Annotated in this window: 26 protein-coding genes; 3 read left to right on the top strand and 23 right to left on the bottom strand. The window is 68.8% G+C overall.

What is annotated here, in order from left to right; all coding sequences use genetic code 11:
- From Q0V34_RS17900 to rimP, 4 genes are all read right to left on the bottom strand, one after another.
- Window positions 1-389, bottom strand: a 389-nt coding sequence (locus Q0V34_RS17900; RefSeq protein WP_297514744.1) for a translation initiation factor IF-2 associated domain-containing protein, incomplete at its 3' end; no start/stop codon positions are given.
- Window positions 390-681: 292 nt separating this feature from the next.
- On the bottom strand, window positions 682-1,329 hold the full coding sequence (locus Q0V34_RS17895; RefSeq protein ID WP_297514741.1) for an RNA-binding protein: 648 nt from the start codon (window positions 1,327-1,329) through the stop codon (window positions 682-684).
- A 119-nt stretch (window positions 1,330-1,448) separates the two neighbouring features.
- Window positions 1,449-3,089: a transcription termination factor NusA gene (gene nusA, locus Q0V34_RS17890; RefSeq protein ID WP_297514739.1), complete on the bottom strand. Its 1,641-nt coding sequence runs from the start codon at window positions 3,087-3,089 to the stop codon at window positions 1,449-1,451.
- Window positions 3,090-3,091: 2 nt separating this feature from the next.
- On the bottom strand, window positions 3,092-3,667 hold the full coding sequence (rimP, locus tag Q0V34_RS17885) for a ribosome maturation factor RimP (RefSeq protein WP_297514737.1): 576 nt from the start codon (window positions 3,665-3,667) through the stop codon (window positions 3,092-3,094).
- A 250-nt stretch (window positions 3,668-3,917) separates the two neighbouring features.
- On the opposite strand from rimP, the gene ppa reads away from it, so the two are divergent.
- Complete coding sequence (gene ppa, locus Q0V34_RS17880; protein WP_297514735.1) at window positions 3,918-4,451, top strand: inorganic diphosphatase; 534 nt, start codon at window positions 3,918-3,920, stop codon at window positions 4,449-4,451.
- Window positions 4,452-4,567: 116 nt separating this feature from the next.
- On the opposite strand, the gene trmB is transcribed toward ppa, so the two are convergent.
- From trmB to Q0V34_RS17805, 15 genes are all read right to left on the bottom strand, one after another.
- On the bottom strand, window positions 4,568-5,248 hold the full coding sequence (gene trmB, locus Q0V34_RS17875; protein ID WP_297514732.1) for a tRNA (guanosine(46)-N7)-methyltransferase TrmB: 681 nt from the start codon (window positions 5,246-5,248) through the stop codon (window positions 4,568-4,570).
- A 51-nt stretch (window positions 5,249-5,299) separates the two neighbouring features.
- On the bottom strand, window positions 5,300-6,769 hold the full coding sequence (locus Q0V34_RS17870; RefSeq protein WP_297514729.1) for a sensor histidine kinase: 1,470 nt from the start codon (window positions 6,767-6,769) through the stop codon (window positions 5,300-5,302).
- 130 nt (window positions 6,770-6,899) lie between these two features.
- Complete coding sequence (gene metK, locus Q0V34_RS17865) at window positions 6,900-8,123, bottom strand: methionine adenosyltransferase (RefSeq protein ID WP_297514726.1); 1,224 nt, start codon at window positions 8,121-8,123, stop codon at window positions 6,900-6,902.
- Between the two features lie 109 nt (window positions 8,124-8,232).
- Window positions 8,233-8,658: a helix-turn-helix transcriptional regulator gene (locus Q0V34_RS17860; protein ID WP_297514724.1), complete on the bottom strand. Its 426-nt coding sequence runs from the start codon at window positions 8,656-8,658 to the stop codon at window positions 8,233-8,235.
- Window positions 8,659-8,704: 46 nt separating this feature from the next.
- Window positions 8,705-10,285 carry an apolipoprotein N-acyltransferase gene (gene lnt / locus Q0V34_RS17855; RefSeq protein ID WP_297514722.1) on the bottom strand — a complete coding sequence of 527 codons (1,581 nt, stop codon included), beginning with the start codon at window positions 10,283-10,285 and terminating at the stop codon, window positions 8,705-8,707.
- Window positions 10,282-11,190, bottom strand: a complete 909-nt coding sequence (locus tag Q0V34_RS17850) for a hemolysin family protein (protein WP_297514719.1) — start codon at window positions 11,188-11,190, stop codon at window positions 10,282-10,284. The genes lnt and Q0V34_RS17850 overlap by 4 nt, the downstream gene beginning before the upstream one ends.
- A 9-nt stretch (window positions 11,191-11,199) precedes the next feature.
- Complete coding sequence (ybeY, locus tag Q0V34_RS17845; RefSeq protein ID WP_297514750.1) at window positions 11,200-11,667, bottom strand: rRNA maturation RNase YbeY; 468 nt, start codon at window positions 11,665-11,667, stop codon at window positions 11,200-11,202.
- Between the two features lie 19 nt (window positions 11,668-11,686).
- Window positions 11,687-12,631 (bottom strand): PhoH family protein, encoded by a 945-nt coding sequence (locus Q0V34_RS17840; protein WP_297514716.1) that lies wholly within the window; start codon window positions 12,629-12,631, stop codon window positions 11,687-11,689.
- The gene (miaB, locus tag Q0V34_RS17835) at window positions 12,628-13,974 is read right to left on the bottom strand and encodes a tRNA (N6-isopentenyl adenosine(37)-C2)-methylthiotransferase MiaB (protein WP_297514713.1); all 1,347 of its coding nucleotides are present in this window, start codon (window positions 13,972-13,974) and stop codon (window positions 12,628-12,630) included. The genes Q0V34_RS17840 and miaB overlap by 4 nt, the downstream gene beginning before the upstream one ends.
- 156 nt (window positions 13,975-14,130) lie before the next feature.
- Window positions 14,131-14,538: a Fur family transcriptional regulator gene (locus Q0V34_RS17830; RefSeq protein ID WP_297514711.1), complete on the bottom strand. Its 408-nt coding sequence runs from the start codon at window positions 14,536-14,538 to the stop codon at window positions 14,131-14,133.
- 46 nt (window positions 14,539-14,584) lie between these two features.
- Complete coding sequence (rimI, locus tag Q0V34_RS17825) at window positions 14,585-15,037, bottom strand: ribosomal protein S18-alanine N-acetyltransferase (protein WP_297514708.1); 453 nt, start codon at window positions 15,035-15,037, stop codon at window positions 14,585-14,587.
- Window positions 15,034-15,669, bottom strand: coding sequence for a tRNA (adenosine(37)-N6)-threonylcarbamoyltransferase complex dimerization subunit type 1 TsaB (tsaB, locus tag Q0V34_RS17820; RefSeq protein ID WP_297514705.1), 636 nt, complete (start codon window positions 15,667-15,669; stop codon window positions 15,034-15,036). Before tsaB ends, rimI begins: the two co-directional genes overlap by 4 nt.
- Window positions 15,669-16,298, bottom strand: coding sequence for a DUF1131 family protein (locus Q0V34_RS17815; RefSeq protein ID WP_297514701.1), 630 nt, complete (start codon window positions 16,296-16,298; stop codon window positions 15,669-15,671). The genes tsaB and Q0V34_RS17815 overlap by 1 nt, the downstream gene beginning before the upstream one ends.
- Before the next feature lie 39 nt (window positions 16,299-16,337).
- Window positions 16,338-16,925 (bottom strand): malonic semialdehyde reductase, encoded by a 588-nt coding sequence (locus Q0V34_RS17810; RefSeq protein ID WP_297514698.1) that lies wholly within the window; start codon window positions 16,923-16,925, stop codon window positions 16,338-16,340.
- Window positions 16,926-16,999: 74 nt separating this feature from the next.
- Entirely contained in the window at window positions 17,000-17,572 is a 573-nt protein-coding gene (locus Q0V34_RS17805) for a NifU family protein (protein WP_297514695.1), read from the bottom strand.
- Between the two features lie 123 nt (window positions 17,573-17,695).
- Here Q0V34_RS17805 and Q0V34_RS17800 point away from each other — a divergent pair, with 123 nt between their 5' ends.
- Together Q0V34_RS17800 and Q0V34_RS17795 are read left to right on the top strand one after the other, a co-directional pair.
- On the top strand, window positions 17,696-18,964 hold the full coding sequence (locus Q0V34_RS17800) for a cytochrome P450 (RefSeq protein ID WP_297514693.1): 1,269 nt from the start codon (window positions 17,696-17,698) through the stop codon (window positions 18,962-18,964).
- Window positions 18,965-18,974: 10 nt separating this feature from the next.
- A complete protein-coding gene (locus Q0V34_RS17795; protein WP_297514691.1) occupies window positions 18,975-19,385 on the top strand; it encodes a hypothetical protein in 411 nt (136 codons plus the stop codon).
- On the opposite strand, the gene Q0V34_RS17790 is transcribed toward Q0V34_RS17795, so the two are convergent.
- The 4 genes from Q0V34_RS17790 to murJ form a co-directional block, all read right to left on the bottom strand.
- Complete coding sequence (locus Q0V34_RS17790) at window positions 19,382-19,873, bottom strand: universal stress protein (RefSeq protein WP_297514688.1); 492 nt, start codon at window positions 19,871-19,873, stop codon at window positions 19,382-19,384. The two genes, Q0V34_RS17795 and Q0V34_RS17790, sit on opposite strands and share 4 nt — an antisense overlap.
- A gap of 31 nt (window positions 19,874-19,904) precedes the next feature.
- The gene (gene trpS, locus Q0V34_RS17785) at window positions 19,905-20,939 is read right to left on the bottom strand and encodes a tryptophan--tRNA ligase (protein WP_297514685.1); all 1,035 of its coding nucleotides are present in this window, start codon (window positions 20,937-20,939) and stop codon (window positions 19,905-19,907) included.
- Window positions 20,940-21,020: 81 nt separating this feature from the next.
- Complete coding sequence (locus Q0V34_RS17780) at window positions 21,021-21,068, bottom strand: hypothetical protein (RefSeq protein WP_297514747.1); 48 nt, start codon at window positions 21,066-21,068, stop codon at window positions 21,021-21,023.
- 32 nt (window positions 21,069-21,100) lie between these two features.
- On the bottom strand, window positions 21,101-22,732 hold the full coding sequence (gene murJ, locus Q0V34_RS17775; protein ID WP_297514683.1) for a murein biosynthesis integral membrane protein MurJ: 1,632 nt from the start codon (window positions 22,730-22,732) through the stop codon (window positions 21,101-21,103).
- Window positions 22,733-23,034 lie beyond the last annotated feature (302 nt).

Raw genomic sequence — 23,034 nt, 5'->3', positions numbered from 1 at the left:
GCTTCCTGGGCGGCGCGGGCGCGCGCCTCGGCGGCGGCCTGTTCGGCTTGCTGCCGGGCCTGAGCCTCGCGGGCGGCGTCGACGACGCGCTGACGGGCGCGCAGCTCTTCCTGCGACAGGCCCCCGGTCGAACCGCCGCCTTGCGGCGCGGACTGCGGACGCGGCGCGGGCGCGTCGGGCGAGTGGCGACGTTCTGCCGAAGACGGCGCGGCGAGATTGCCGCCGGCGGGCGCGTGCGGGCGCGTCCGCTTGGTTTCCACCACCACCGTCTTGGTCCGGCCGTGGCTGAAGCTCTGCTTCACGACCCCGGCGCTCACGGAGCCCTGACGGGGCTTCAGCGTCATGGGGGGTCGTCCGCCGGGTCGGCCGTTTTCGTTCTCGTCGCTCATGCGCTCGCTTGTACTTCCGCCAGGCGGTACCTGGCTAAAAAACCGATGTTTCCATGTGAGAAAAGGGCCTGGACGTACCTCCAAAAAGAGGCGCGTTTCCCGACCCTTAGCTCACGAACGCGACCCGAATAGCCGCGCCCAACGTCGAAGATCCTAGAGCTTTTCGATCGCACCGGAGCGGATCCGGCGGGCGCGAAAAGCCCTAGAGCCCATTTTTGGTCGGCGCGCCGACCAAGGCGAGCAGGCTCGCCTTTCGCCAGAGGACGTCTTGACCGCCAAGGCGGCCGGACCTCTAGCTTTCCTCACGTCCGTTCGCCGACCATTCGGGAGGCAAAAGCGGGCGGAAGCCTGATAGACGCTCGACATCCTGTGTCCAGCGATCGAGACCGCGCCCGGCGAGGAGTGCGGTGTGTATCACATTCTCCCCGCCCAAGGCCAAACCCAATTCGTCCGAATTGAACGCACCCAGAAGACGGGGCGGCGAGGGGGCCTTGCGGGCGGCGGAGAGAATCTTGCGGCGACCGTCCTCGGCCCCGTCGGAGGCCTCGATCAGCCAGGCGACCTTGCCCGTCGCCAGGGCCGCGATCACCTTCTCGTATCCCGAGATAATGCTCCCGGCCTTCCGCGCAAGGCCCAGGCCGTCGAGGACCCGCCGCGCCAGAAGCAGCTCGACCTGATCCGCCAGATCGGGCGCGGCGGTCAGCTTGGTCTTGGCGGCGCGGGAGAACAGCCCCTTCTTGGCCGCCAAGGCGATGGAGTCCCGGTCGGCGCCGACCCAGATCCCGCGGCCGGGCAGCTTGCGCGCCAGATCGGGAACCACCGTCCCGTCCGGCCCCGCGACGAAGCGGATCAGGCGCGCCTCGTCCGTCGCCTCGCCCAGGACGATGTCCTTGCGTTGACGGCTGGCCTGCGCGTGGGTCCTGGGAGTCTGATCGGTCATGACGCTCGATATTTCTCCGTCTTCCCGGCGAAGGCCGGGACCCAGATTCATCCTGAGCGTCAGCAGGGCTTGATCTGGGCCCCGGCTTTCGCCGGGGAAACGGGATAGGGTTAAGCGACCTAAGCCTCTTCGCCCTCGGCGACGGCCTGGCCCTCGCCTTCGAACTCGCCCTCGACCTCTTCATATTCAGGCTCCGGCGGCGCTTCGACCCAGCCCATGGCGACGCGGGCGCGCATGATCAGGGCCTCGGCGTCTTCCGGCGACAGGTTGAAGCTCTCCAGGATGCCCGGCTCGCGCACGCGCTCGCCGTTCTTGGTCTCGAACCAGCCGCGCATGTCGTCGGGCACCAGGCCGGCCAGGTCCTCGATGGTCTTCACGTCGCCTTCGCCCAGCGCCACGGCCATGGCCAGGGTGACGCCCTCGATCGTCAGCAGCTCGTCCTCGACGCCCAGCGCCTTGCGCTTGGCGTCCAGCTCGGCGGCTTCCTTTTCCAGGTATTCGCGAGCCCGGGCCTGCAGCTCCTCGGCGGTCTCGTCGTCGAAGCCCTCGATCGAGGCGATCTCATGCGGCTCGACATAGGCCACGTCCTCGACGGCCGCGAAGCCCTCGGTGACCAGCAGCTGGGCGATGACCTCGTCGACGTCCAGGGCTTCCTGGAACAGGGCGGTGCGCTCGGCGAACTCGCGCTGACGGCGCTCGCTCTCCTGGCTCTCGGTCATGATGTCGATCTGCCAGCCGGTCAGCTGCGAGGCCAGACGCACGTTCTGACCGCGACGGCCGATGGCCAGCGAGAGTTGTTCGTCGGGAACCACGACCTCGACGCGCTCGTCCTCCTCGTCCATGACGACCTTGGAGACTTCCGCCGGGGCCAGGCCGTTGACGATGAAGGTGGCCTCGTCTTCCGACCACTGGATGATGTCGATCTTCTCGCCCTGCAGCTCGGCGACCACCGCCTGCACGCGCGAGCCGCGCATGCCGACGCAGGCGCCGACGGGGTCGATGCTCGAGTCGTTCGAGATGACCGCCATCTTGGCGCGCGAGCCCGGGTCGCGGGCCACGGCGCGGATCTCGATGACGCCGTCATAGACTTCCGGCACTTCCTGGGCGAACAGCTTGGCCATGAAGCCGCCGTGGGCGCGGCTCAGCATGATCTGCGGGCCCTTGGTCTCGCGGCGGACGTCGTAGATATAGGCGCGGATGCGGTCGCCGACGTTGAAGTTCTCGCGCGGGATCGACTGGTCGCGGCGCATGATGCCTTCGCCGCGGCCCAGGTCGACGATGACGTTGCCGTATTCGACGCGCTTGACGCTGCCGTTGACGATCTCGCCGACGCGATCCTTGTACTCGTCGTACTGACGCTCGCGCTCGGCCTCGCGGACCTTATGCATGACGACCTGGCGGGCCATCTGGGTCTGGACGCGGCCGATCTCGAACGGCGGCAGGGCTTCCTCGTAGACCTTGCCGATCTCGGCGTCGCGCCAGGCGCGCTTGGCCAGCGACAGCGGCATCTTGCCGATCTCGCCTTCCAGCTCGGCGTCGTCGGCGACGACCTCGATCACCCGCTTCTGGGTGGTTTCGCCCGTCTTCGGGTCGATCTTGACGCGGATGTCGTGCTCGGCGCCGTAGCGGGCGCGGGCGGCCTTCTGCAGGGCGTCCTCGATGGCCTCGATGACGACTTCCTTCTCGATGCCCTTTTCACGGGCGACCGCGTCGGCGATCTGCAGGAGTTCGAGCCGGTTGGCGGCGATGCCGATGGCCATGGTCAGTCCTCTTCACTTTCGGACAGGTCGTCGTTGTCGGATTTGAGGCGGGCGGCGCGCTGCTGCGCCCCCCGCTTCATCAGGGTGTCGGTCATGACGAGCTTGGCGTCGATGATCCAGGCGAAGGGGAAGTAGACGGTGACGTCGTCCTCGCCCTCGATATTGAGGCCGACCTGGTCGTCCTCGATCCCGGCCAGCTCGCCCTTGAAGCGCTTGCGGCCCTCGGCCACGCGGTCGAGCTCGATACGGGCCTCCAGACCCGCATAGTCCTCGAAGTCTTTCAGGCGGGTCAGCGGCCGGTCGACGCCGGGGCTGGAGACCTCCAGCGTATATTCGCCGGCGATCGGATCGGCGGCGTCCAGCACCTCGGACACCGCCCGCGACAGCCGCGCGCAGTCCTCGACGTTCATGTCGCCGCCGCTGCCGTCCTCCAGCAGCGGATGCTCGGCCATGATCTGCAGGCGGCGCTGCTCGGTGCCACCCATCAACCGAAGGCGGACGATCTCGTAGCCGAGGCTCTCGGCCACGGGATCGAGCATCTCGATCAGATCACGGTCTTCCTGCGTCTTGCCGCGCACGGGTCTCTCAATGCTCAGGGCCGCTCGCCGTTCGGCCAAACAAAAAGCGGCAGCCTTTCGGGCCGCCGCTCGAAAGCGCCATCTAGCGCTAACGGACGATGTGAAGACCTTTATAGGTCAACAGACGAGCGCTGTCGACCCATTGATGGGAAATCGCCGACTCCGGCTTCCGCGCCGCGGCGTTTCCGGCCTATAAGCCCAGCCGCGCAGGACCGCCTCCCCGCGGACCTCAGATATTCAAAGAGTCACAATGGACCTCTCCAAGATCCCGACCGGGGCCAACCCGCCGTATGACCTGAACGCCATCATCGAGATCCCGCAGGGCGGCGAGCCGGTGAAGTACGAGATCGACAAGGAAAGCGGCGCCCTGATGGTCGACCGCTTTCTGCACACGGCGATGTTCTACCCGGCCAATTACGGCTTCATCCCGCACACCCTGGCCGACGACGGCGACCCGGCCGACATCATGGTGGTGGGCCCGACGCCGGTGGTGCCCGGCGCGATCATCCGCTGCCGCCCGATCGGCACCCTGATGATGGTCGACGAGGCCGGCTCGGACGAGAAGATCCTGGCCGTGCCGGTCGACAAGCTGCACCCGTTCTACACCGGCGTCTCCAGCTGGCGCGACCTGCCGACCATCCTGACCGAGCAGATCGCCCACTTCTTCCAGCACTACAAGGACCTGGAAAAGGGCAAGTCGACCAAGATCACCGGCTGGGCCGACCCGGAAGAAACCGCCGACATCATCCGCGCGGCGATCAAGCGCTACAACGAGACGTACTGAACCCTTCCCCTTCCATAGGCGAAGGTGGCCCGCGCAACGGGTCGGATTGGGGGTGAGCACGGCCGACGCCGCATCACCCCCATCCTCGCCCCTTCCCCCATCGAGGGGGAAGGGCGCTACACCCTGACGAAGTCCAGGAACACCGGCGCGCAGTCGCCCAGCTTCTTTTCCTCGTAACGGGTGGTGACGTGATCGGCCGGAACCGCGTTGCGATCGGCGTCCGCGACGGCGAAGCGGAAGCGCGGATCGGCCAGCACGCGCTCGATCGTCCACTCGGCGTAGTCGGCCCAGTCGGTGGCGAAGCGCAGCGCCGCGCCCGGCTTCATCACGCGGGCCAGCCTCGCCACGAACTCGGGCTGGATCAGGCGGCGCTTGTTGTGGCGGGCCTTGTGCCAGGGGTCGGGGAACATGATGAACACCCGGTCCAGGCAGGCGTCGGGCAGCCAGTCGACGACGTCGCGGGCGTCGCCCTCGTGGATCCGCACGTTCTTCAGCGCCTGTTCCTCGACGTGGCGGACCGCGCTGGCCACGCCGTTGACGAACGGCTCGGCGCCGATGACCAGGGTTCCGGGATGGCGGCCGGCCTGGGCGGCCATGTGCTCGCCGCCGCCGAAGCCGATCTCCAGCCACACCGCCTGGGCGTCGGGCATCAGGTCCAGCGGCCGGAACGGCCCGGTCGGAACCGCGATCTCGGGCAGCAGGGTGTCCAGCAGGGCCTGCTGGCGCGGCTTGACGGGACGGGACTTCAGGCGCCCGAACGAGCGCAGCGGCCCGTGGGGTTGTTGCGGGTTGGTCATGGAGCGCGGTCTTAAAGCCGGAAGCGGCCCGGCGTAAGGCCCCTTCGCGCGTCAGAGCGCCGGCAGATCCAAGGTCACGTTCAGCCCGCTCGCCTCCCACCGGGTGGAGACCTCGGCGTTCAGCTGTCGGACCAGCTGGCCGATCAGACGCGAGCCGAAGCCGTGGCGCGGGGGCGGAGCGACGGCGGGACCGCCGCTCTCGGACCAATCCAGCCGCCGGCCGCGCGGCCCGACGCTCAGCCGCACCCGCACGCAGCCGGCCTCCGCGCTCAACGCGCCGTACTTGGCGGCGTTGGTGGCCAGCTCGTGGACGATCATGCCCAGAGGCTGCACCTCGGCGGGGGCCAGGACCCAGTCGTCGCCAAGCACCTCGTACTGGCCGCCGCGCCCGACGGTCGCGAGCTCGCCCTCGACCACGTCGCGGGTGCGGCCGCCTTCCCAGCGCTCGGCGGCCAGCGACCCCTGGGCGCGGGCCAGGGCGCTGACGCGGCCCAGGACATTCTCCTGGAAGGCCTCGATGTCGGGCGCGCGGGTCAGGCGCACGATCGACTGCACGACGGCCAGGGCGTTGCGGGCGCGATGGTCGACCTCGCGCATCAGCAGGTCGCGCGTCTCCTCGTTGCGCTTCTGCTCGGCGATATCCCGGACCTCGATAATGGTGCCGATGGTGTGCGAGGTCTCGTCGCGGATCGGACTGGCGGTGAAGGCGACCGGATAGAAGCCGCCATCGGGGCGGACGAAGACCTCCTCGCCCTGCTGCTGGTTGTTTTCGGGAAAGGCCCGGTCGATGGCGCAATCCTCGATCGGAAAATGCGTCCCGTCGGGATGGGTGTGATGGATGACGTCGTGCAGCGGACGCCCCTGGACCTCTTCGAACCGGTAGCCGGTCAATCGCTCGGCCGCGGCGTTCATGAACGAGCAGTGCTGCCGATCGTCCATGACGAAGATCGCCACGGTGGCGTTGTTGAGCACGGCGTTCAGGCGCCGTTCGCTCTCGATCAGGGCGGTCTCGACCCGCAACCGCTCCTGAGCGATGGCCACGTAGCGCGTCAGGGTCTGGAGCACGACCAGCTCCTCGGGCGAAAACGGCCTGGCCTCGCGCCGACCGAAGCCCAGGACGCCGAGCAGCCGGCCGTCGGCCATCAGCGGATGGCAGGTGTAATGTCTCAGACCGGCGCGACGCAGGAAGTCCAGCCGGGGATCGTCGGAGCGGTGAATTTCCGCCGCGTGCATCGCCGCGCGGTCCCGCGCGACACAGCCGCAGATCGACCCTTCGAGGGTGAGCCGCGCGCGCTCCTGACGATGGGCTGGGCTGAGGCCGCCGGCGCCGGTCAGAACCAGCTGCTCATCGCGCAGGGAATAATGGACGTAGACGTCCAGCCCCAGCGCGTCGCTCGCCAGGCCGAACAGCGCGTCGATCAGCTGATGCGGATTGCTGATCGCCAGCAGTCGCGACGCCGCCGCGTCCAGCAGGGCGAGGCCATCGCCCGCCGCGCCTTTCGGCCTGATCCCGTCGTCCATCCGCCCTCCGCCGCCCTGCGCGGGCGCCTGCCCGGTCCACATCCATAGCGTGAACGCGCGAGCGGCGTCGGTCGGTTGGCCGCCTTAGGGCCGCGGCGAGGAGGTGCGACGATTCGACGCGGGCGGCGGCCTAGGCGAGGCCCTTCAGGTCGCTGACCAAGTCGGTCTTCTCCCACGAGAAGCCGCCCTCGTTATCCGGCGTGCGGCCAAAATGGCCGTAGGCGGCGGTGCGGGCGTAGATCGGCCGGTTCAGCTGCAGGTGCTCGCGAATGGCGCGCGGGGTGGCGCCGCCGATCAGCTGCGGCAGCGTCTTTTCCAGCACCGCCGGATCCACCTTGCCCGTGCCGTGCAGGTCGACGTGGAACGAGACCGGCTGAGCGACGCCGATCGCGTAGGCGATCTGGATCGTGCAGCGGTCGGCGAGGCCAGCCGCGACCACGTTCTTGGCCAGATAGCGGCAGGCATACGCCGCCGAGCGGTCGACCTTCGTCGGATCCTTGCCCGAGAAGGCGCCGCCGCCGTGCGGCGCCGCGCCGCCATAGGTGTCGACGATGATCTTGCGGCCGGTCAGGCCGGCGTCGCCGTCGGGGCCGCCGATCTCGAAGCGGCCCGTCGGATTGACCAGCCATTGGGTCTTCTTGGTGACCAGGCCGTCCGGGAAGATCGGCAGGATGTGCGGCTTGATCAGCTCCAGCACGCGCTTGGAGGTCGCGGCCTTGCCGTCGATCTTCTTCTTGTGCTGATGGCTGACGACGATCGACACGACGCGCTGCGGACGGCCATTGCCGTCGTACTCCAGGGTCACCTGGCTCTTGGCGTCGGGCTCCAGTTCCGAGAGCTCGCCGGAGTGGCGCAACTCGGCCAGGCGCTTGAGGATGTTGTGGCTGTACTGCAGGGTCGCGGGCATCAGCTCCGGGGTTTCGGTGCTGGCGTAGCCGAACATGATGCCCTGGTCGCCGGCGCCCTCGTCCTTCTTGTCCGTGGCGTCCACGCCCTGGGCGATGTGCGCCGACTGGCCGTGCAGGAAGTTGGAGTACTTCGCCTTCTGCCAGTGGAAGCCCTTCTGCTCGTAGCCGATATCCTTGATCGCCGCGCGCACCTTGGGCTCCAGCGAGGCGATGATGTCCTTGGTCAGCTGCTTGTTGGCCTTCTTGTCCCCGTCCGGCTTGCCGGCGCGGACTTCGCCGGCCAGCACGATGCGGTTGGTCGTCACCAGGGTCTCGCAGGCGACGCGCGCCTCCGGATCGGCGGTCAGGAAGGCGTCGACGACGGTGTCGCTGATACGGTCGGCGACCTTGTCGGGATGGCCTTCGGAGACGCTCTCGCTGGTGAAGATGTAGGACGAACGGTTCAAGAGACAGCTCCGGCCTTGAGGATGCGCGCGAGCGCGCGGGCGCCCGGTGCGACGCCCATTAGACCCGGACCATATAAAGATATGTTTATGCGAGCAAGCTGACTTGCGCCTACTCCGCCTCGGCGGCGTCCTCATCGTCGGCCATGGACCGCACCAGCTCCAGGATGCGGCGGCGGACCTTTTGTCGCGAGATCTTCGGGAACACCGTCGCCAGTTCCAGGCCTTCCGGCGTCATCAGGAAATCGTGCACGAAGGGCTCGCCGGACTCGGCGAGGCCGGCGCTGTTCGTATCGGCCAGACCCTCGAAGAAGTAGGCGATGGAGGCGTGCAGGCTTCGCGCGATTTCGTAGAGCTTGCTGGCGCTGACCCGATTGGCGCCGCGCTCGTATTTCTGGATCTGCTGAAAGGTCAGGCCGAGGTCCTCGGCCAGACGCTCCTGGCTCACGCCGAGGATCTTTCGGCGCATGCGGATGCGCGCGCCAACGTGCAGGTCGACGGGATTGGGATGGCGTTCGGTGGCCGGCGGTTCGCTCATGCCAAAGCTTGATAGCTGAAATTGCGGTTTTAATTCAGCCTGAGTCTTACAAGCGCGCAATAGAGGAGTAGGAATTCCCAGCCCGGAGGCGAGCTGACGCAACCGCAGATATCAGTAGAAGCCCAAGCAACGGGATATCTCCCAAGTCGTCGAAGGGCGTGGTCTTACCCATTTCCGGTATTGCCGCGTCGATGACTCCGCTTTGTCCTAAATCCAGCCGCGCGCCGGGCGCCACGCGGCCCCGCGCGTCGATCACGGCGCTGACGCCGGTGGGGGTGGCGCGCAGGATCGGCTTGGCGCTCTCGATCGCCCGGTAGCTGGCCAGATTGAGATGCTGCAACGGGCCGGAGGTCACGCCGAACCACGCGTCGTTCGAGATATTGATCAGAACCTCGACCGCGCGATCACGCTTGGCGAGGCCTGGAAACAGGCTCTCGTAACAGATCAGCGGCTGGACGGTGAGGCTGGGCGTCAACCGCAGAGGCGCGGGGCGAGGCCCCGTCGCGAAGCCATCGCCCAGATGGGCGAGACTCTTGAAGCCGACGGCGGTCAGAAGCCCTTCGGCCGGCAGATACTCTCCGAAGGGGACGAGGCGGTGCTTGTCGTAGACCCCGATCAGCTCCAGGTCGCTCCCGGCGCGGCGCAGCGCGATCAGGCTGTTGTAGTAGGTCGGCCTGTCCACCGGTCCTTCGTAGCGATAGCCGCCGATCAACAGCAGTTGGCCCGGGCGGAGGCTGTCGACGATCGCCTGACGCACCCAGGTCCCCGGAGCCAGATAGTCGTTGATCGCGGCGGGCAGGGCGCCTTCCGGCCAGATCACGATGTCGGCGGGCTTGCCGCCGTAAGACTTGCTCGTCAGCGTCACGTAGGACTGGACGATCTGGGAAAACCGCGCCGCGTCCCACTTGGCCTCCTGCTGGATGTCGGCCTGGACGATCCGCACGGTGATCGGCCGGCCCGTCGCCTCGGGCGCGGACAGGGCGACGGCGCCATAGCCGTAGAGAGCCGCCAGACCGGCGGCGGCGGCGCCCAGCGCGATCTTGCCCGCGCGCCCCTCGCGCCAGACGGCGGGCGCGGCGGCGATCGCGACGGTGATCCAGGTCAGGCCATAGGCGCCGACCAGGGCGGCGGCTTGCGAGGGCCACGAGCCGGCCCGCCAGGTCTCGCCCGGCAGATTCCAGGGAAAGCCGGTCAGGATGTGCCCGCGCGTCCACTCCAGGGCCGCGAGCGCGCCGGCGAAGGTCAGGACCCGCCAGACGCCGGCCGGCCGGACCAGACGATAGACAAGACCCGCCAGCCCCCAGAATAGCGCCAGCCCCGCCGCCATGGCCGCGACCGCGAACGGCGCCATCCAACCCTGGTTGGCCGCGTCGACCAGAAAGGCCTCGCCGATCCACCAGGTGCCGAGGCCGAAATAGCCGACCCCCGCCAGCCAACCGCGCCAGAAAGCCGATCGCAGAGGCCTCTCGGCATGGGCGTCATCGAGCAGCCACAGCAGGCCGGCATAGCCCAGCAAGCCGGGTAGGACCCCGAACGGCGGATGGGCCAAGGCCGCGGCGAGACCCGCGAGCAGGGCCAGCAGCGGGCCGCTCCAAAGCCGGCCACGAAAGGCGGTCCACGCCGTCACGAAACGGCGACGCCTTCGGCCAGGGTCGCCGCGTCCGGCGCCGGGCCGCCGCGGACGCGCACGCGGCGCACGCGGCGCGGATCGGCCTCGACCACCTCGAACTCGTAGCCGTCGGGATGGGCGATCACCTCGCCGCGCTGCGGCACGCGTCCGGCCAGGGCGACGACGAGGCCGGCGACGGTGTCGATGTCCTCCTCCATCTCCGACGGCGCGAGGTCTCGGCCCAGGGCGGCCTCCAGTTCCTCCAGCGGCGCGCGGGCCTCGGCCTCGAACACGCCGCCGGGGCGGGCGACGATGGCCACCGCGGCCGCGTCGTCATGCTCGTCGTCGATCTCGCCGACCACCGCCTCGATCAGGTCCTCCATCGAGACCAGGCCGTCGGTGCCGCCGAACTCGTCGATGACCAGGGCCATGTGGATGCGGCTGGTGCGCATGCGCAGCAGGAGGTCGGCGGCCTTCATCGAGGCCGGCACGTACAGCGCCTCCCGGCGCAGTTTGTGGAGAACCAGATCGCCGGGCGCCGGGCGCCTCTCGGCGTCGGCCAGCAGGCGGAAGATGTCCTTGACGTGGACCACCCCGACGGGATCGTCCAGCGTCTCGCGATAGATCGGCATCCGCGAATGCTCGGCCTCGGCGAACTGCGCGACCACCGCCTCGAACGGGGTGGACAACTCGACGGCCACGATGTCGGCGCGGGGCGTCATCAGGTCGGCGACCCGCAGGGTCTGGAACGCCTCGGCCTGGTCGACGATGTCGACGGCGCCGGTCGCCGGCGGCGGCTCGGGCGGACGCGCGGTCTCTCCGCCGCCGGTCAGCTGTCGGCGCATGCGTCGAAGGAACGCCCGCACGCCCCGGCTTCTTCGCACCGGCGCGGCGGGCTGTTGACTAGGCTCGTCGCTGGGCATGGCCCGTTATCAGCGCCCCTCTTCGTCCCCGGCATAGGGGTCCGGAACATCCAGCCCCGCCAGGATCTCGCGTTCGAGCGCCTCCATGGCTTCCGCCTCGTCGTCGCCCTCGTGATCGTATCCTAGGAGATGTAGCACCCCATGCGCCACCAGATGTTGCAGGTGGTGGGCCAGCGGCTTGCCCTGCTCGGCCGCCTCGCGCGCGCAGACGCCGTAGGCCAGGGCGATATCGCCGATCTGGCCTTCGGGATTGGCCTCGGGATTTCGCGGCGAGGGGAAGGACAGCACGTTGGTGGCGTAGTCCTTCTGGCGGAAGTCGCGGTTCAACGTCCGAACGCTGTCGTCGTCGGTCAGCAGGATCACGATGCCCCGCCCCTCGATCTCCTCATGCGCGTCCAGCACGGCCTGGGCCGCGCGCCAGACCAGCGCCTCGGCGTCCTCGACGCCGGTCGTCCAGGCCTCGTCCTCGATCTCGATGTCTACGGTGATGCTCATGTCACCGGGGTGTATTCTGCGCCGCGTCCGCGTCATAGGCCTTGACGATCCGCTCGACGAGCGGATGACGCACGACGTCCGAGGCGGTGAAGCGCGACACCGCGACACCCTCGACGCCTTCCAGGATCGAGACGGCGTGGGCCAGACCGGAGTCGCGCGGATTCAGCAGGTCGACCTGGGTGGGGTCGCCGGTGACCACCATCCGCGCGCCCTCGCCGATCCGGGTCAGGACCATCTTCATCTGCAGGCGCGAGCAGTTCTGGGCCTCGTCGACGATGACGAAGGCATGGGCCAGCGTGCGGCCGCGCATGAAGGCGATCGGCGCGACCTCGATCTCCAGCTTCTCCCGGCGACGACGCAGCTGGTCGGCGCCCATGATGTCGGTCAGGGCCTCCCAGACCGGCGCCATGTAGGGATCGACCTTTTCGTTCAGGTCGCCCGGCAGGAAGCCCAGCTTCTCGCCGGCCTCGACGGCGGGACGGGTGACGATCAGGCGGTCGACCTCGCCGCGCAGCAGCATGCCCGCGCCGTGAGCCACGGCCAGGAAGGTCTTGCCGGTGCCGGCGGGACCCAGGCCGAACACCAGCGGATGGGTCGCCATGCGCTCCAGGTACTGGGCCTGGCTCTTGGTCTTGGGCGAGACATTGCCCTTGCGCACCGCGCGGGGCGAGGCCTGTCCGCCGGTCTCCTGCGCGCCGCCGATGGCGATGCGGACATCGGCCTCGATGACCTCCTCGCCGGCGTCGGCGCGGGCGGCCAGGGCGTTCAAGGCGCGCTTGGCGCCGGTTCGGCCTCGCGCGTCGCCGGTGATCGTCACCCCGCCGCCGGGCGTCTCGATCAGCACCTTGAAGGCGTCCTCGATCAGGGCGGCGTGGCGGCCGGCCGGGCCGGACACGGCGTGAACCGCGTCGTCCGACAGCGGCAGGAACTCGGGGGTGCGGCTCAAGCGGTCTCCAGAACAGGGTCGAGCCGGCCCGCCAGGCTCATCTTGGCGGCGCTCTCGATACGGACGGGAACGATCGTCCCGATCAATTGTTCGCCGCCCTCGCAATGGACGGCCTGCAGGTAGGGGCTGCGGCCGACGATCTGGCCGGGGTGGCGGCCGGGCTTCTCGAACAGCACCGGCAGCACCTTGCCCACCTGGGCGGCGTTGAAGGCCCGCTGCTGCTCGTCGAGCAGCTGGTTCAGCCGTTCGAGGCGCTCGGCCTTGACCGCCTCGTCCACCTGCCCCGGCATGGCCGAGGCCGGGGTGCCCGGACGGCGCGAATACTTGAACGAGAAGGCGCTGGCGAAACCGACCTCGCGGACCAGATCCAGGGTCTTCTCGAAGTCGGCGTCCCGCTCGCCGGGGAAACCGACGATGAAGTCGCCGCTCATGGCGATGTCGGGCCGCGCGGCGCGGATGCGCTCGACCAGCCGCACATAGCTCTCGGCCGTGTGGTCGCGGTTCATGGCCTTGAGGATCTTGTCGCTACCCGCCTGCACCGGCAGGTGCAGATAGGGCATCAGCTCCGGCAGCTCGCCATGGGCCTCGATCAGGTCCTCGCCCATGTCGCGCGGGTGGCTGGTCGTGTAGCGGATACGGTCCAGTCCATCGATCTTGGCCAACTGGCGGACCAGCTTGGCCAGGGTCTGGCCGTCGCCGTCATAGGCGTTGACGTTCTGGCCCAGCAGGGTGACCTCGCGCACGCCCTGGCCGGCCAAGCGCTTGGCCTCTTCGACGATGTCGTTCACCGGCCGCGACCACTCGCCGCCGCGCGTATAGGGCACCACGCAGAAGGTGCAGAACTTGTCGCAGCCCTCCTGCACGGTCAGGAAGGCGGTGACGCCGGTCACGTGGCGTTCGGCCGGCAGGGCGTCGAACTTCTCGTCGGCGGCGAAGTCGGCGGCCAGCCGCTCGCCGGTCGCGCGGTGGGCGCGGGCGATCAGCTCGGGCAGCTGGTGGTAGGCCTGGGGCCCGACGACCAGATCGACCGCCTTCTGGCGGTGCATGATCTCCTTGCCTTCGGCCTGGGCCACGCAGCCGGCCACGGCGATGGTCATGCGACCGCCCGCCTCGGCCTTCCGGTCCTTCATCTGCTTGATGTAGCCGAGCTCGGAATAGACCTTCTCGGTGGCCTTCTCGCGGATGTGGCAGGTGTTCAGCACCACGAGGTCCGCGCCCTCGGGATCGTCGACGACGCCATAGCCCAGCGGGCGCAGGACATCGGCCATGCGCTCGCTGTCATAGACGTTCATCTGACAGCCGTAGGTCTTGATAAAAAGACGCTTTCGCGGGGTCTCGCTCATCCGGCGAGGTTATGGGGTCGAGGAGGGCTCGGCGCAAGGGTCGCCCCCTCGGTCGGCTTCGCCGACAGCTCCCCCATGCAGGGGGAGCAGGCCCTCCAAATCTACTCCCCCTTTATGGGGGAGGTGGCCCGAAGGGCCGGAGGGGGCCGCGCCGCCTCACTCCTCGATCGGCACGCCGTAAAGCTCCAGCCGGTGATCGACCAGCTTGTAGCCCAGCTTCTGGGCGATGGCGTTTTGAAGGGCCTCGATCTCCTCGTCGACGAACTCGATGACCTTGCCGGTCTTCATGTCGATCAGGTGGTCGTGGTGGTGGGTCGGTGTCTCTTCGTAGCGCGAGCGGCCGTCGCGGAAGTCGTGGCGCTCGATGATGCCGCTCTCCTCGAACAGGCGCACGGTGCGATAGACCGTGGCGATCGAGATGTGCGGATCGATGGCGTGGGCGCGGCGGTGCAGCTCCTCGACGTCGGGGTGGTCCTCGGCCGACGACAGGACGCGCGCGATCACGCGGCGCTGGTCCGTCATCCGCATGCCCTTTTCAATACAGGCCTTTTCGAGTCGATCCACGGCGGGCGCTCCGTCTTGAGTCGGCGGCAAGATAGGCGGTCGGCCCTTAAGTGTTAAGCGCTCGCCGCATGACCACGGCGTCCTTGGCGCCGTCGGCGTGGGGATAATAGCCCTTGCGAAGACCGACCCTTGAGAAACCGGTCGCCTGGTAGAGGGCGATGGCGGCTGTGTTGTCGGCGGCGACCTCCAGGAACATCGCCTCGGACCCGGTTTCGCGCGCGATCCCCGCCGCCATCGCCACGAGGGCCGCGCCCCAGCCGCGCCGTCGGGCGGCGGGATCGACCGCGATGGTCAGGATCTCGGCCTCGCCGGCGATCGCGCGACACAGGACGAAGCCCTTGGCCGTGGCCGGCTCGCCGGCCTCGCCCAGCACCGCGAAGACGCCGGGCGATTTCAGGAGTTCGTCGAACGCCAGCGCCGTCCAGGGCCGGTCGAAGGCCTTGTCGTGCAGATCGGCGAGATCGAAGGCCGCTTCGGACCCGACGGGGCGCAGGTTCATGCGGCGGGGAGGGTCGCGTAGGGCGCCCGCAGATAGAGGGGGCGGGGCGAATGGGCCGGGGCCGGCCGGGCGGCGGCGAGGCGCGCGACGGCGACGGGGTCGGGCGCGGCGGGGGTGAGGATCCGAGCCCCGCCCAGGACGTCGGCCAGCAGCGGCGCGCCGGAGCCGATCAGGGTCGCGGGTCCGCCCGAATAGAGCTCGGCCAGGCGCGCGGCGGCCGCGCCCAGGTCGAGAGCGTCCGGCGCCATCAGCGAGACGCCGTCGGCGAAGACCTGCAGATAGATCTGGCCCATCCGCGCGTCGAGCACGGCGGCGACGAAGCCCTGGGTTGCGAAGGCCAGGCTCTCCAGCGTGTTGACCCCGACGCACGGGATCGACAGCGCCGTCGCCAGGCCCTTGGCGAAGGCGAGACCAACGCGGAGGCCGGTGAACGAGCCCGGCCCGACCGTGACGCCGATCCGCGACAGGTCGGCGAAGGCGACCCCGGCCTCGACGGCGACCTCGCGCGCGATCACGCCGATCCGCTCCTGGTGCCCGCGCGTCATGGGCTCGGAGCGCGCCGCCAGAACGCGCTCGCCATCGACGAGGGCGACCGAACTGGCCCCCAGGCAGGTGTCGATCGAGAGAATCATCAGGCCGAGCCGACGGCGGCGCCCTCGGCCGGGCGCCAGACGAGCTCGTTCAGCTGGCCCTTGGCCTTCAGGACCGCCTCGGGCGGCAGGCCCTGGCCGGCCCAGCCCGGAACGCCGAACACGTAGGACACGGTCGGCGCCTCGGGACGGACGCAGACGGTCTGGTTGACCTCGCGGCCCTCGCCGGCGCGGCACTGGTCGACCTTGAAACCGAGGTCGGCCCACTTGGCCAGCAGCCGCTCGTCCTTGGGGCCGCGCACGTCGCCGGCGGCGAGGCGGACATAGGCGATCTCGCCCTCGTCGGTCTTGCCGATCTCGGCCAGCGGCGTGTTGTCCTGCTCGATATTGATGATCGGCTGGGCGGGGCCCGCGCCGAAATGCAGGAAGGCCTGCTCGACCTTGGCCTTGGGGAAGAGGACCTTCAGGGTGGCGAGGTCGAAGGCGGTGGCGCCGTTGATCGGGCCGACGCCGTCCCTGGTCATCTTCAGCGGGCCGCCGACATAGGGAGCGACCGCGACGCGCACCGGCGCGTCGGCCTTGGCGGGGGGGCCGGCGTCATCTCGCTTGGCCGGCCCGCAGGCGGCCAAAAGCACGAGCGGCAGGGCGAGAAGGACGTGGCGGAGGGTCATGCCGGCCTTGTAGCCCGCGCGCCCGCCGCCGTCACCCGATCAGAGGATCTTGGCGGCCTCGTCGAAGTCGAGGCGCGGATTACGCGGGAACAGGCCCTCGTCCGTGCCGTGGCCGATCGAGACGATGAAGTTGCTCTTGATGTTGGTCCCGGCGAAGAACTCCGCGTCGACCGCGGCGTTGTCGAAGCCCGACATCGGACCCGCGTCCAGGCCCAGGGCCCGGACCGCCAGGATGAAGTAGCCGCCCTGCAGCGAGCTGTTGCGCAGCGCGCCCCACTCGCGGGCCTGCAAGTCGTTGAACCAGTTCTTGGCGTCCGGCGCGTGGGGGAACAGCTTGGACATGGTCTCGGGGAAGTCGAGATCGTAGCCGACGATGACGGTGCAGGGCGCCTGCCGGATCTTCGGCGCGTTCGAACCGGAAGCGTGCTTGGCCAGGCGCTCCTTGGCCTCGGGAGAGGTCAGGAAATAGAACCGCGCCGGGGTCGAGTTGGCGGCCGTGGGACCGAACTTCACCAGCTCGTACAAGGCGCGCAGGGTCTCTTCCGGCAGCGGCGTGGGGTCCCAGCCGTTGCGCGTGCGCGCCTCGGTGAACAGCTGCGCGAGGGTGGCGTCTTCGAGCTTGGCCATGGTCGATCCTCTGGAAAGGCGATCTGTAACTCTAAGAGTTGCGATATAGCCGCCCCGGCGACGGGATCAAGCCTCTACAGCGTCTGCTCGACCCGGGTCACTTCCGGCACATAATGCTTGAGCATGTTCTCGACGCCGGCCTTCAGCGTGGCCGACGAGGACGGGCAGCCAGAGCAGGCGCCGCGCATGTGCAGCCAGACGACGCCGGTCTGGGGCTCGAAGCGCGAGAACACGATGTCGCCGCCGTCCTGGGCGACCGCCGGGCGGATGCGCGTGTCGAGCAATTCCTTGATCTCGGCGACGATCTGCGAGGTCTCCTCGTCATAGACGCCGTCCTCGTCGTGGCCGCCCGCCGCCTGGGCGTCGAGCAGCAGCGGCCGGCCGCTGGTGAAGTGGTCCATGATGGCCGCCAGGATCGGCGCCTTCAGGTGCGGCCACTGGGCGTCCTCGCCCTTGGTCACGGTCAGGAAGTCGGGGCCGAAGAACACCCGCGTCACGTCGCCCAGGTCGAACAGCGCCTTGGCCAGGGGCGAGGCCTCGCCATCCTCGGCCGTGCGGAATTCACGCGCGCCCTCCCCCAGCACCTCGCGGCCGGGCAGGAACTTCAGGACCTCGGGATTGGGCGTGGTTTCGGTCTGGATGAACATGGTCCTGAAATGGACCTCGCGACCTTCCGACGCAAGTCCGCGGGTCGGTCGCATTTTAAAAGTGACACAGGCGTCATTTTCTGGCGTCATGCTGGCAAAACAGCGATCCGCCGGGAGGATCTGATGAGCGACGGTTCCGTGGACCTGAAGGCCGAGGCCAAGGCGAGGGCCTATTCCATTCCCCTCGAGGACTATCATGTCGCCGATCCGGCCCTGTTCCAGGCCGACGCCATGTGGCCTTATTTCGAGCGACTGCGGAAGGAAGACCCCGTCCACTATTCCAAGGGCGACGAGGAGGTCGGCCCGTACTGGTCGATCACCCGCTATAACGACATCATGACGGTCGACACGACCCACCAGGTCTTCTCGTCCGACGCGCACCTGGGCGGCATCACGATCCGGAACTTCGACGAGGACTTCGTCCTGCCGATGTTCATCGCCATGGACCAGCCCAAGCACGACATCCAGCGCAAGACGGTCAGCCCGATCGTCTCGCCGACCAATCTGGGGCGGCTGGAAGGCATCATCCGCGAGCGCGTCCAGAACATCCTCGACAGCCTGCCGATCAACGAGCCGTTCGACTGGGTCGACAAGGTCTCGATCGAGCTGACCACCCAGATGCTGGCCACCCTGTTCGACTTCCCCTGGGAGGAGCGCCGTAAGCTGACCCGCTGGTCGGACGTGGCCACGGCCTCGCCCGAGAGCGGCATCGTCGAGAGCGAGGACGCCCGCCGCGCCGAACTGCTGGAGTGCCTGTCGTACTTCACCAATCTCTGGAACGAGCGGGTCAATCTGACCGAGCCGGGCAACGACCTGATCTCGATGCTGGCCCACGGCGAGGCCACGCGCGACATGCCGCCCTTCGAATATCTGGGCAATGTCATCCTGCTGATCGTCGGCGGCAACGACACGACCCGCAACTCGATCACGGGCGGCCTCTACGCCCTGTCGAAGAACCCGCAGGAAGAGGCCAAGCTGCGCGCCGATCCCAGCCTGATCCCGAACATGGTCTCGGAGATCATCCGCTGGCAGACCCCGCTGGCCCATATGCGCCGCACGGCGCTGGCGGACTTCGAGCTCGCAGGCAAGACCATCAAGAAGGGCGACAAGGTCGTGATGTGGTACGTCTCGGGCAACCGCGACGACACGGTGATCGAGGACGCCGACAAGTTCATCATCGACCGCCCCAACGCCCGCCGCCACCTGTCGTTCGGCTTCGGCATCCATCGCTGCGTCGGCAATCGCCTGGCCGAGATGCAGCTGAAGATCGTCTGGGAGGAGATCCTCAAGCGCTTCCCGAAGATCGAGGTGCTGGAGGAGCCCAAGCGGGTCTATTCGACCTTCGTGAAGGGCTATGAGCGGATGATGGTGCGGATCCCGGAGCGGGTTTAGGCTTTGGGGCATGAGCCTTCCCGACCTGGTCCGCCTTAAGGCCCGCCGCACTTTCGGCGAATACAGACCAAGCGTGCTGGTCGAGAACCTGTCGCCGGATAGCCAGGCGCGCGCCTTCGCCCGCGCCGAGAGCGGTCGGGGCGCTCCGGTCGCGCTGTTCGAGGCAGGCAATCGCTGGACCCTGCTGACCGACAGCCACCTGGTCGGAACGACGAACCTCGGTGTCCGCGCCTTGCCGCTCGCCATGGTCGGCGAGGACTACCGTTTACGCGGCGACCAAGAGAGCGACGACAAGGTCCTGCTGAACTGGGTGTCCTACGACGGCGAGACCTGGTTCTGGGCGCCATCAGCGCCTGATCTCTCGCTGTTGCTGAACGTCCTCCTGTCGGCAGCGCGACGGAATGGAGGCCTAAACGCCTAACCCAGTTCCTCGATCTCCGCGTCCGTCAGGTCGCCCGGCACCACGGTGACGGGCAGCTTGCGGCCGGAGAAGCCGACGCCTTCCTTGGCGATGGCCGCGATCAGCGGGCCGGGACCCCGGCCAGCGGTCGAGGTGGCCAGGACCAGGATCTTGATGGCCGGGTCGGCGGCGATGACCTGCTTCAAGGCCGCGCGGACGCTGTCGGCCGTCTCGACGATCAGCTCGGGCGGTAAGCCGGTCTCGGCCACGACCTGGGCGGAGAGGCTCCGCAGCAGGGCCTGCGCCTCCTCGCGCTCCTGACGCTCGATCTCCTCGCGCACCCCGCTCCAGTGCTCGAACTCGGCCGGCGCGATCACCTTCAGCATGGCCACGCAGCCGCCGGTCGAGCGGGCGCGGCGACAGGCGTATTTGAGCGCGGCGGCGAACTCCGGGCTGTCGTCGGCGACGACCAGGAACTTGCGCGGGCTCGGGACGGCGACGTCGGTCATGCCGCGACAAGACGCCGCTTCACGAAAGAGCTCAAGCCCCCCAGAAGCCGACCAGCTTCTTGACCTCGGCCAGGGTCGGGGCGGCGGCCTCCGACGCCTTGGCCGCGCCCTTGGCGAGGATCGCGTCCAGCACCGCCGGATCGCCCAGCAGGCCGCGCATCCGGTCGCCGACCGGGGCCAGCGTCTCGACCGCCAGCTCGGCGAGGGCCGGCTTGAAGGTCCCGAAGCCCTTGCCGGCATAGTCGGCCAGGACCTGCGCCTTAGTCTGGCCGGACAGGGCCGCGAAGATGCCCACCAGGTTGTCGGCCTCGGCGCGGGCGGCCAGGTCCTCGACCGTCTCCGGCAAAGGTTCGGGATCGGTGCGGGCCTTCTTGATCTTGGCGGCGATGTCGTCGGCCGTGTCGGTCAGGTTGATGCGCGAATAGTCCGACGGATCGGACTTGCTCATCTTGGCCGAGCCGTCGCGCAGGGACATGACCCGCGCGCCCGGCCCCTGGATCAGCGGCTCGGGCTGCGGGAAGAAACCCGGCGCGCCAAAGTCGTGATTGAACTTCTGGGCGATGTCGCGGGTCAGCTCCAGGTGCTGCTTCTGGTCCTCGCCGACCGGCACGTGGGTGGCCTTGTAGATCAGGATGTCGGCCGCCTGCAGCACCGGATAGGTGTAGAGGCCGACCGAGCTGCGCTCCTTGTGCTTGCCGCTCTTCTCCTTGAACTGGGTCATGCGGTCCAGCCAGCCCAGGCGCGCCACGCAGTTGAAGATCCAGGAAAGCTCGGCGTGCTCGCGCACCGCCGACTGCGGGAAGATCGTCGCCTTGTCGGGATCCAGGCCCGAGGCGATGTAGGCCGCCGCGATCTCGCGGGTCTGCTGGGCCAGGGCCGCCGGGTCCTGCCAGACGGTGATGGCGTGCAGGTCGGCCACGAAGATGAAGGTGTCGATCTCGTGCTGCAGGCGGGTGAACTTCACCAGCGCGCCGAGATAGTTGCCCAGGTGCAGGGCGCCCGAGGGCTGGACGCCCGAAAGCACGCGGGACGGACCCGCATAGGCGACGGGAGCTTGGTCGGTCATGGCTGTGAGCCTTGGCTGTCGAATTTCAGGATCGTGGCGAGCGCGCGAAGGCGCATCCGCGTCGAAGCGCGGAAACGAAGGTCAGCGGGAGCCGCGCCATCGCGGCGCGAGGAGACCGATCGAAGCCATGGCCCGCTGGTTAGCGCCCTCGCCCGCACGGATCAAGCCTTGCCCCGCCGCAGCGCCGCCTTCAGCTCGGCCGGCTTGACCCCGCCGAAAAGGAAGAGCAGCGGCGGATAGAGCGCCAGACCGACGAGGCAGGTCAGGGCCAGGGCGAACTCCTTGGCTCCGAGCGTGTGGCCGGTCAGGCCAAGACTCCGCAGCGGCGCCTCGATCAGCGCGCGCCCATGAGACGCGGCGGCCAGGACGAGACCCATGCCCAGGCTGGCCAGCAGGATGCGCGCGAGGCGCGACCAGGTCTGGGCCGACGGGCCGTACTCGCCCTTGCGCGCCAGCACGAAGGCCATCTGGCCGACATTAAGCCACGAGGCGATGGCGGTGGCGGCGGCGATGCCCTTGACGCCCACCAGCTGGAACAGGGCGACCCCGAAGGCGATGTTGACCGCCACCGAGACCAGGGCGAAGCGCATCGGGCTCTTGGTGTCGCCCCGCGCGAAGAAGGCCCGCGAATAGAGTTGCTGCAGCACGAAGGCCGGCGTCCCCAGGCCGTAGAAGAACAGCGCCGCCGCCGTCTGGCTGGCGTCGAAGGCGGTGAACTGGCCGCGCGTATAGAGGCCGTCCGACAGGAAGCCCGGCATGGCGACCAGGGCCGCGGCGGCCGGCAGGGTGAAGGCCATGGCCAGGGTGATGGCCTGGTCCATGGCGCTCTGGGCGTCGGCCTTGTCGCCCGAATGCACGGCGCGCGACAGGCGCGGCAGGAGGGCGACCCCGATCGCCACGCCCACCAGGCCCAGCGGCAACTGATACAGGCGATCGGCGGTGGCCAGCCAGGACCGGCCGCCCGGCACGTGGCTGGCCAGGTTGCCCGAGATGAAGATGTTGACCTGGGTGGCGCTGGCGGCCAGGGCGCCGGGGATGGCCTTGCCGATCAGCTCGCGCACCTCCGGCGTCAGGCGCGGCAGCCGCCAGTGGACCTTGGCCCCGGACTTGTTGACGCCCCAGGTCAGCAGCGCCGCCTGGGCGACCCCGGCGACGATCACCCCGACCGAGCCCCACTTGGCCGCGTCGACCGCCGAGGTCTGGGGCAGGATGAAGGCCAGGGTGCAGATGTTCAGCAGGATCGGCGCGCCGGCCGACAGAATAAAGCGGTCGCGGGCGTTCAGCACGCCCGACAGGTGCGCGACGATCGCCATGCACGGCAGATAGGGCATGGTGATCTGGGTCAGCAGCACCGCCAGCTTGTACTTCTCGGTGCCCCAGCCGAAGCCCGGGCTGATCAGCATCATCAGCCAGGGCATGGCCAGCTGGCAGACCACGGTGATGACGATGGTGGCGGCCGCCAGGCTGGCCATGGCGTCGGCCGCCAGGATGTCGGCCGTCTCCTCGCCGTCGCGCTGCAGCGACTTGGCGTAGGCCGGCACGAAGGCCGCGGCGAAGGCGCCCTCGGCGAAGAACCGGCGGAACAGGTTCGGGAAGGCCAGGGCCGCGTTATAGGCGTCGGCCGCCGGGGTGGCGCTGGCCCCCATCCGGTAGGACACCGCCAGGTCCCGCGCGAAGCCCATGAACCGGCTGACCAGGGTCAGGCCGGAATAGATCATCGACGACTTCAAAAGCCCGCCCTTCTTGGCGGGCGCGGGCTCTTCGGCGGAGGCGGGGGGGACGGCGTCGGTCACGAGCGGCTTCTGGGGGTTTGGCGAGAGGGCGTCAAGGGCGCCGGCGCTGACCGCCCTTCCCCCTGGACGGGGGAAGGAACGTGTTTTATCGGCCTCACGCGGCGCGGCCGCTGAAGGGGCTGGACAGGGACGCGGAGCGCCGGACAGCGTCCGGAGAAGACTGAGAATTACCGTTTCGACGAAGCCAGACGCTCCGCGCGGTCGTTATCCGGAAGCGTGGTCCCGTGACGCTATTGGCGCCCCGGAACCCTTGAAGCCTCCGGCGGGCGGGCCGGGTCGCGAAACCCGGTCCCGGACGTCCG

It is taken from the genome of uncultured Caulobacter sp. (assembly GCF_947036865.1).
Classification (GTDB): Bacteria; Pseudomonadota; Alphaproteobacteria; order Caulobacterales; family Caulobacteraceae; genus Caulobacter.
Note: the sequence above shows the minus strand (reverse complement) of the source record. Positions and strands in the feature narration are given on the sequence as shown.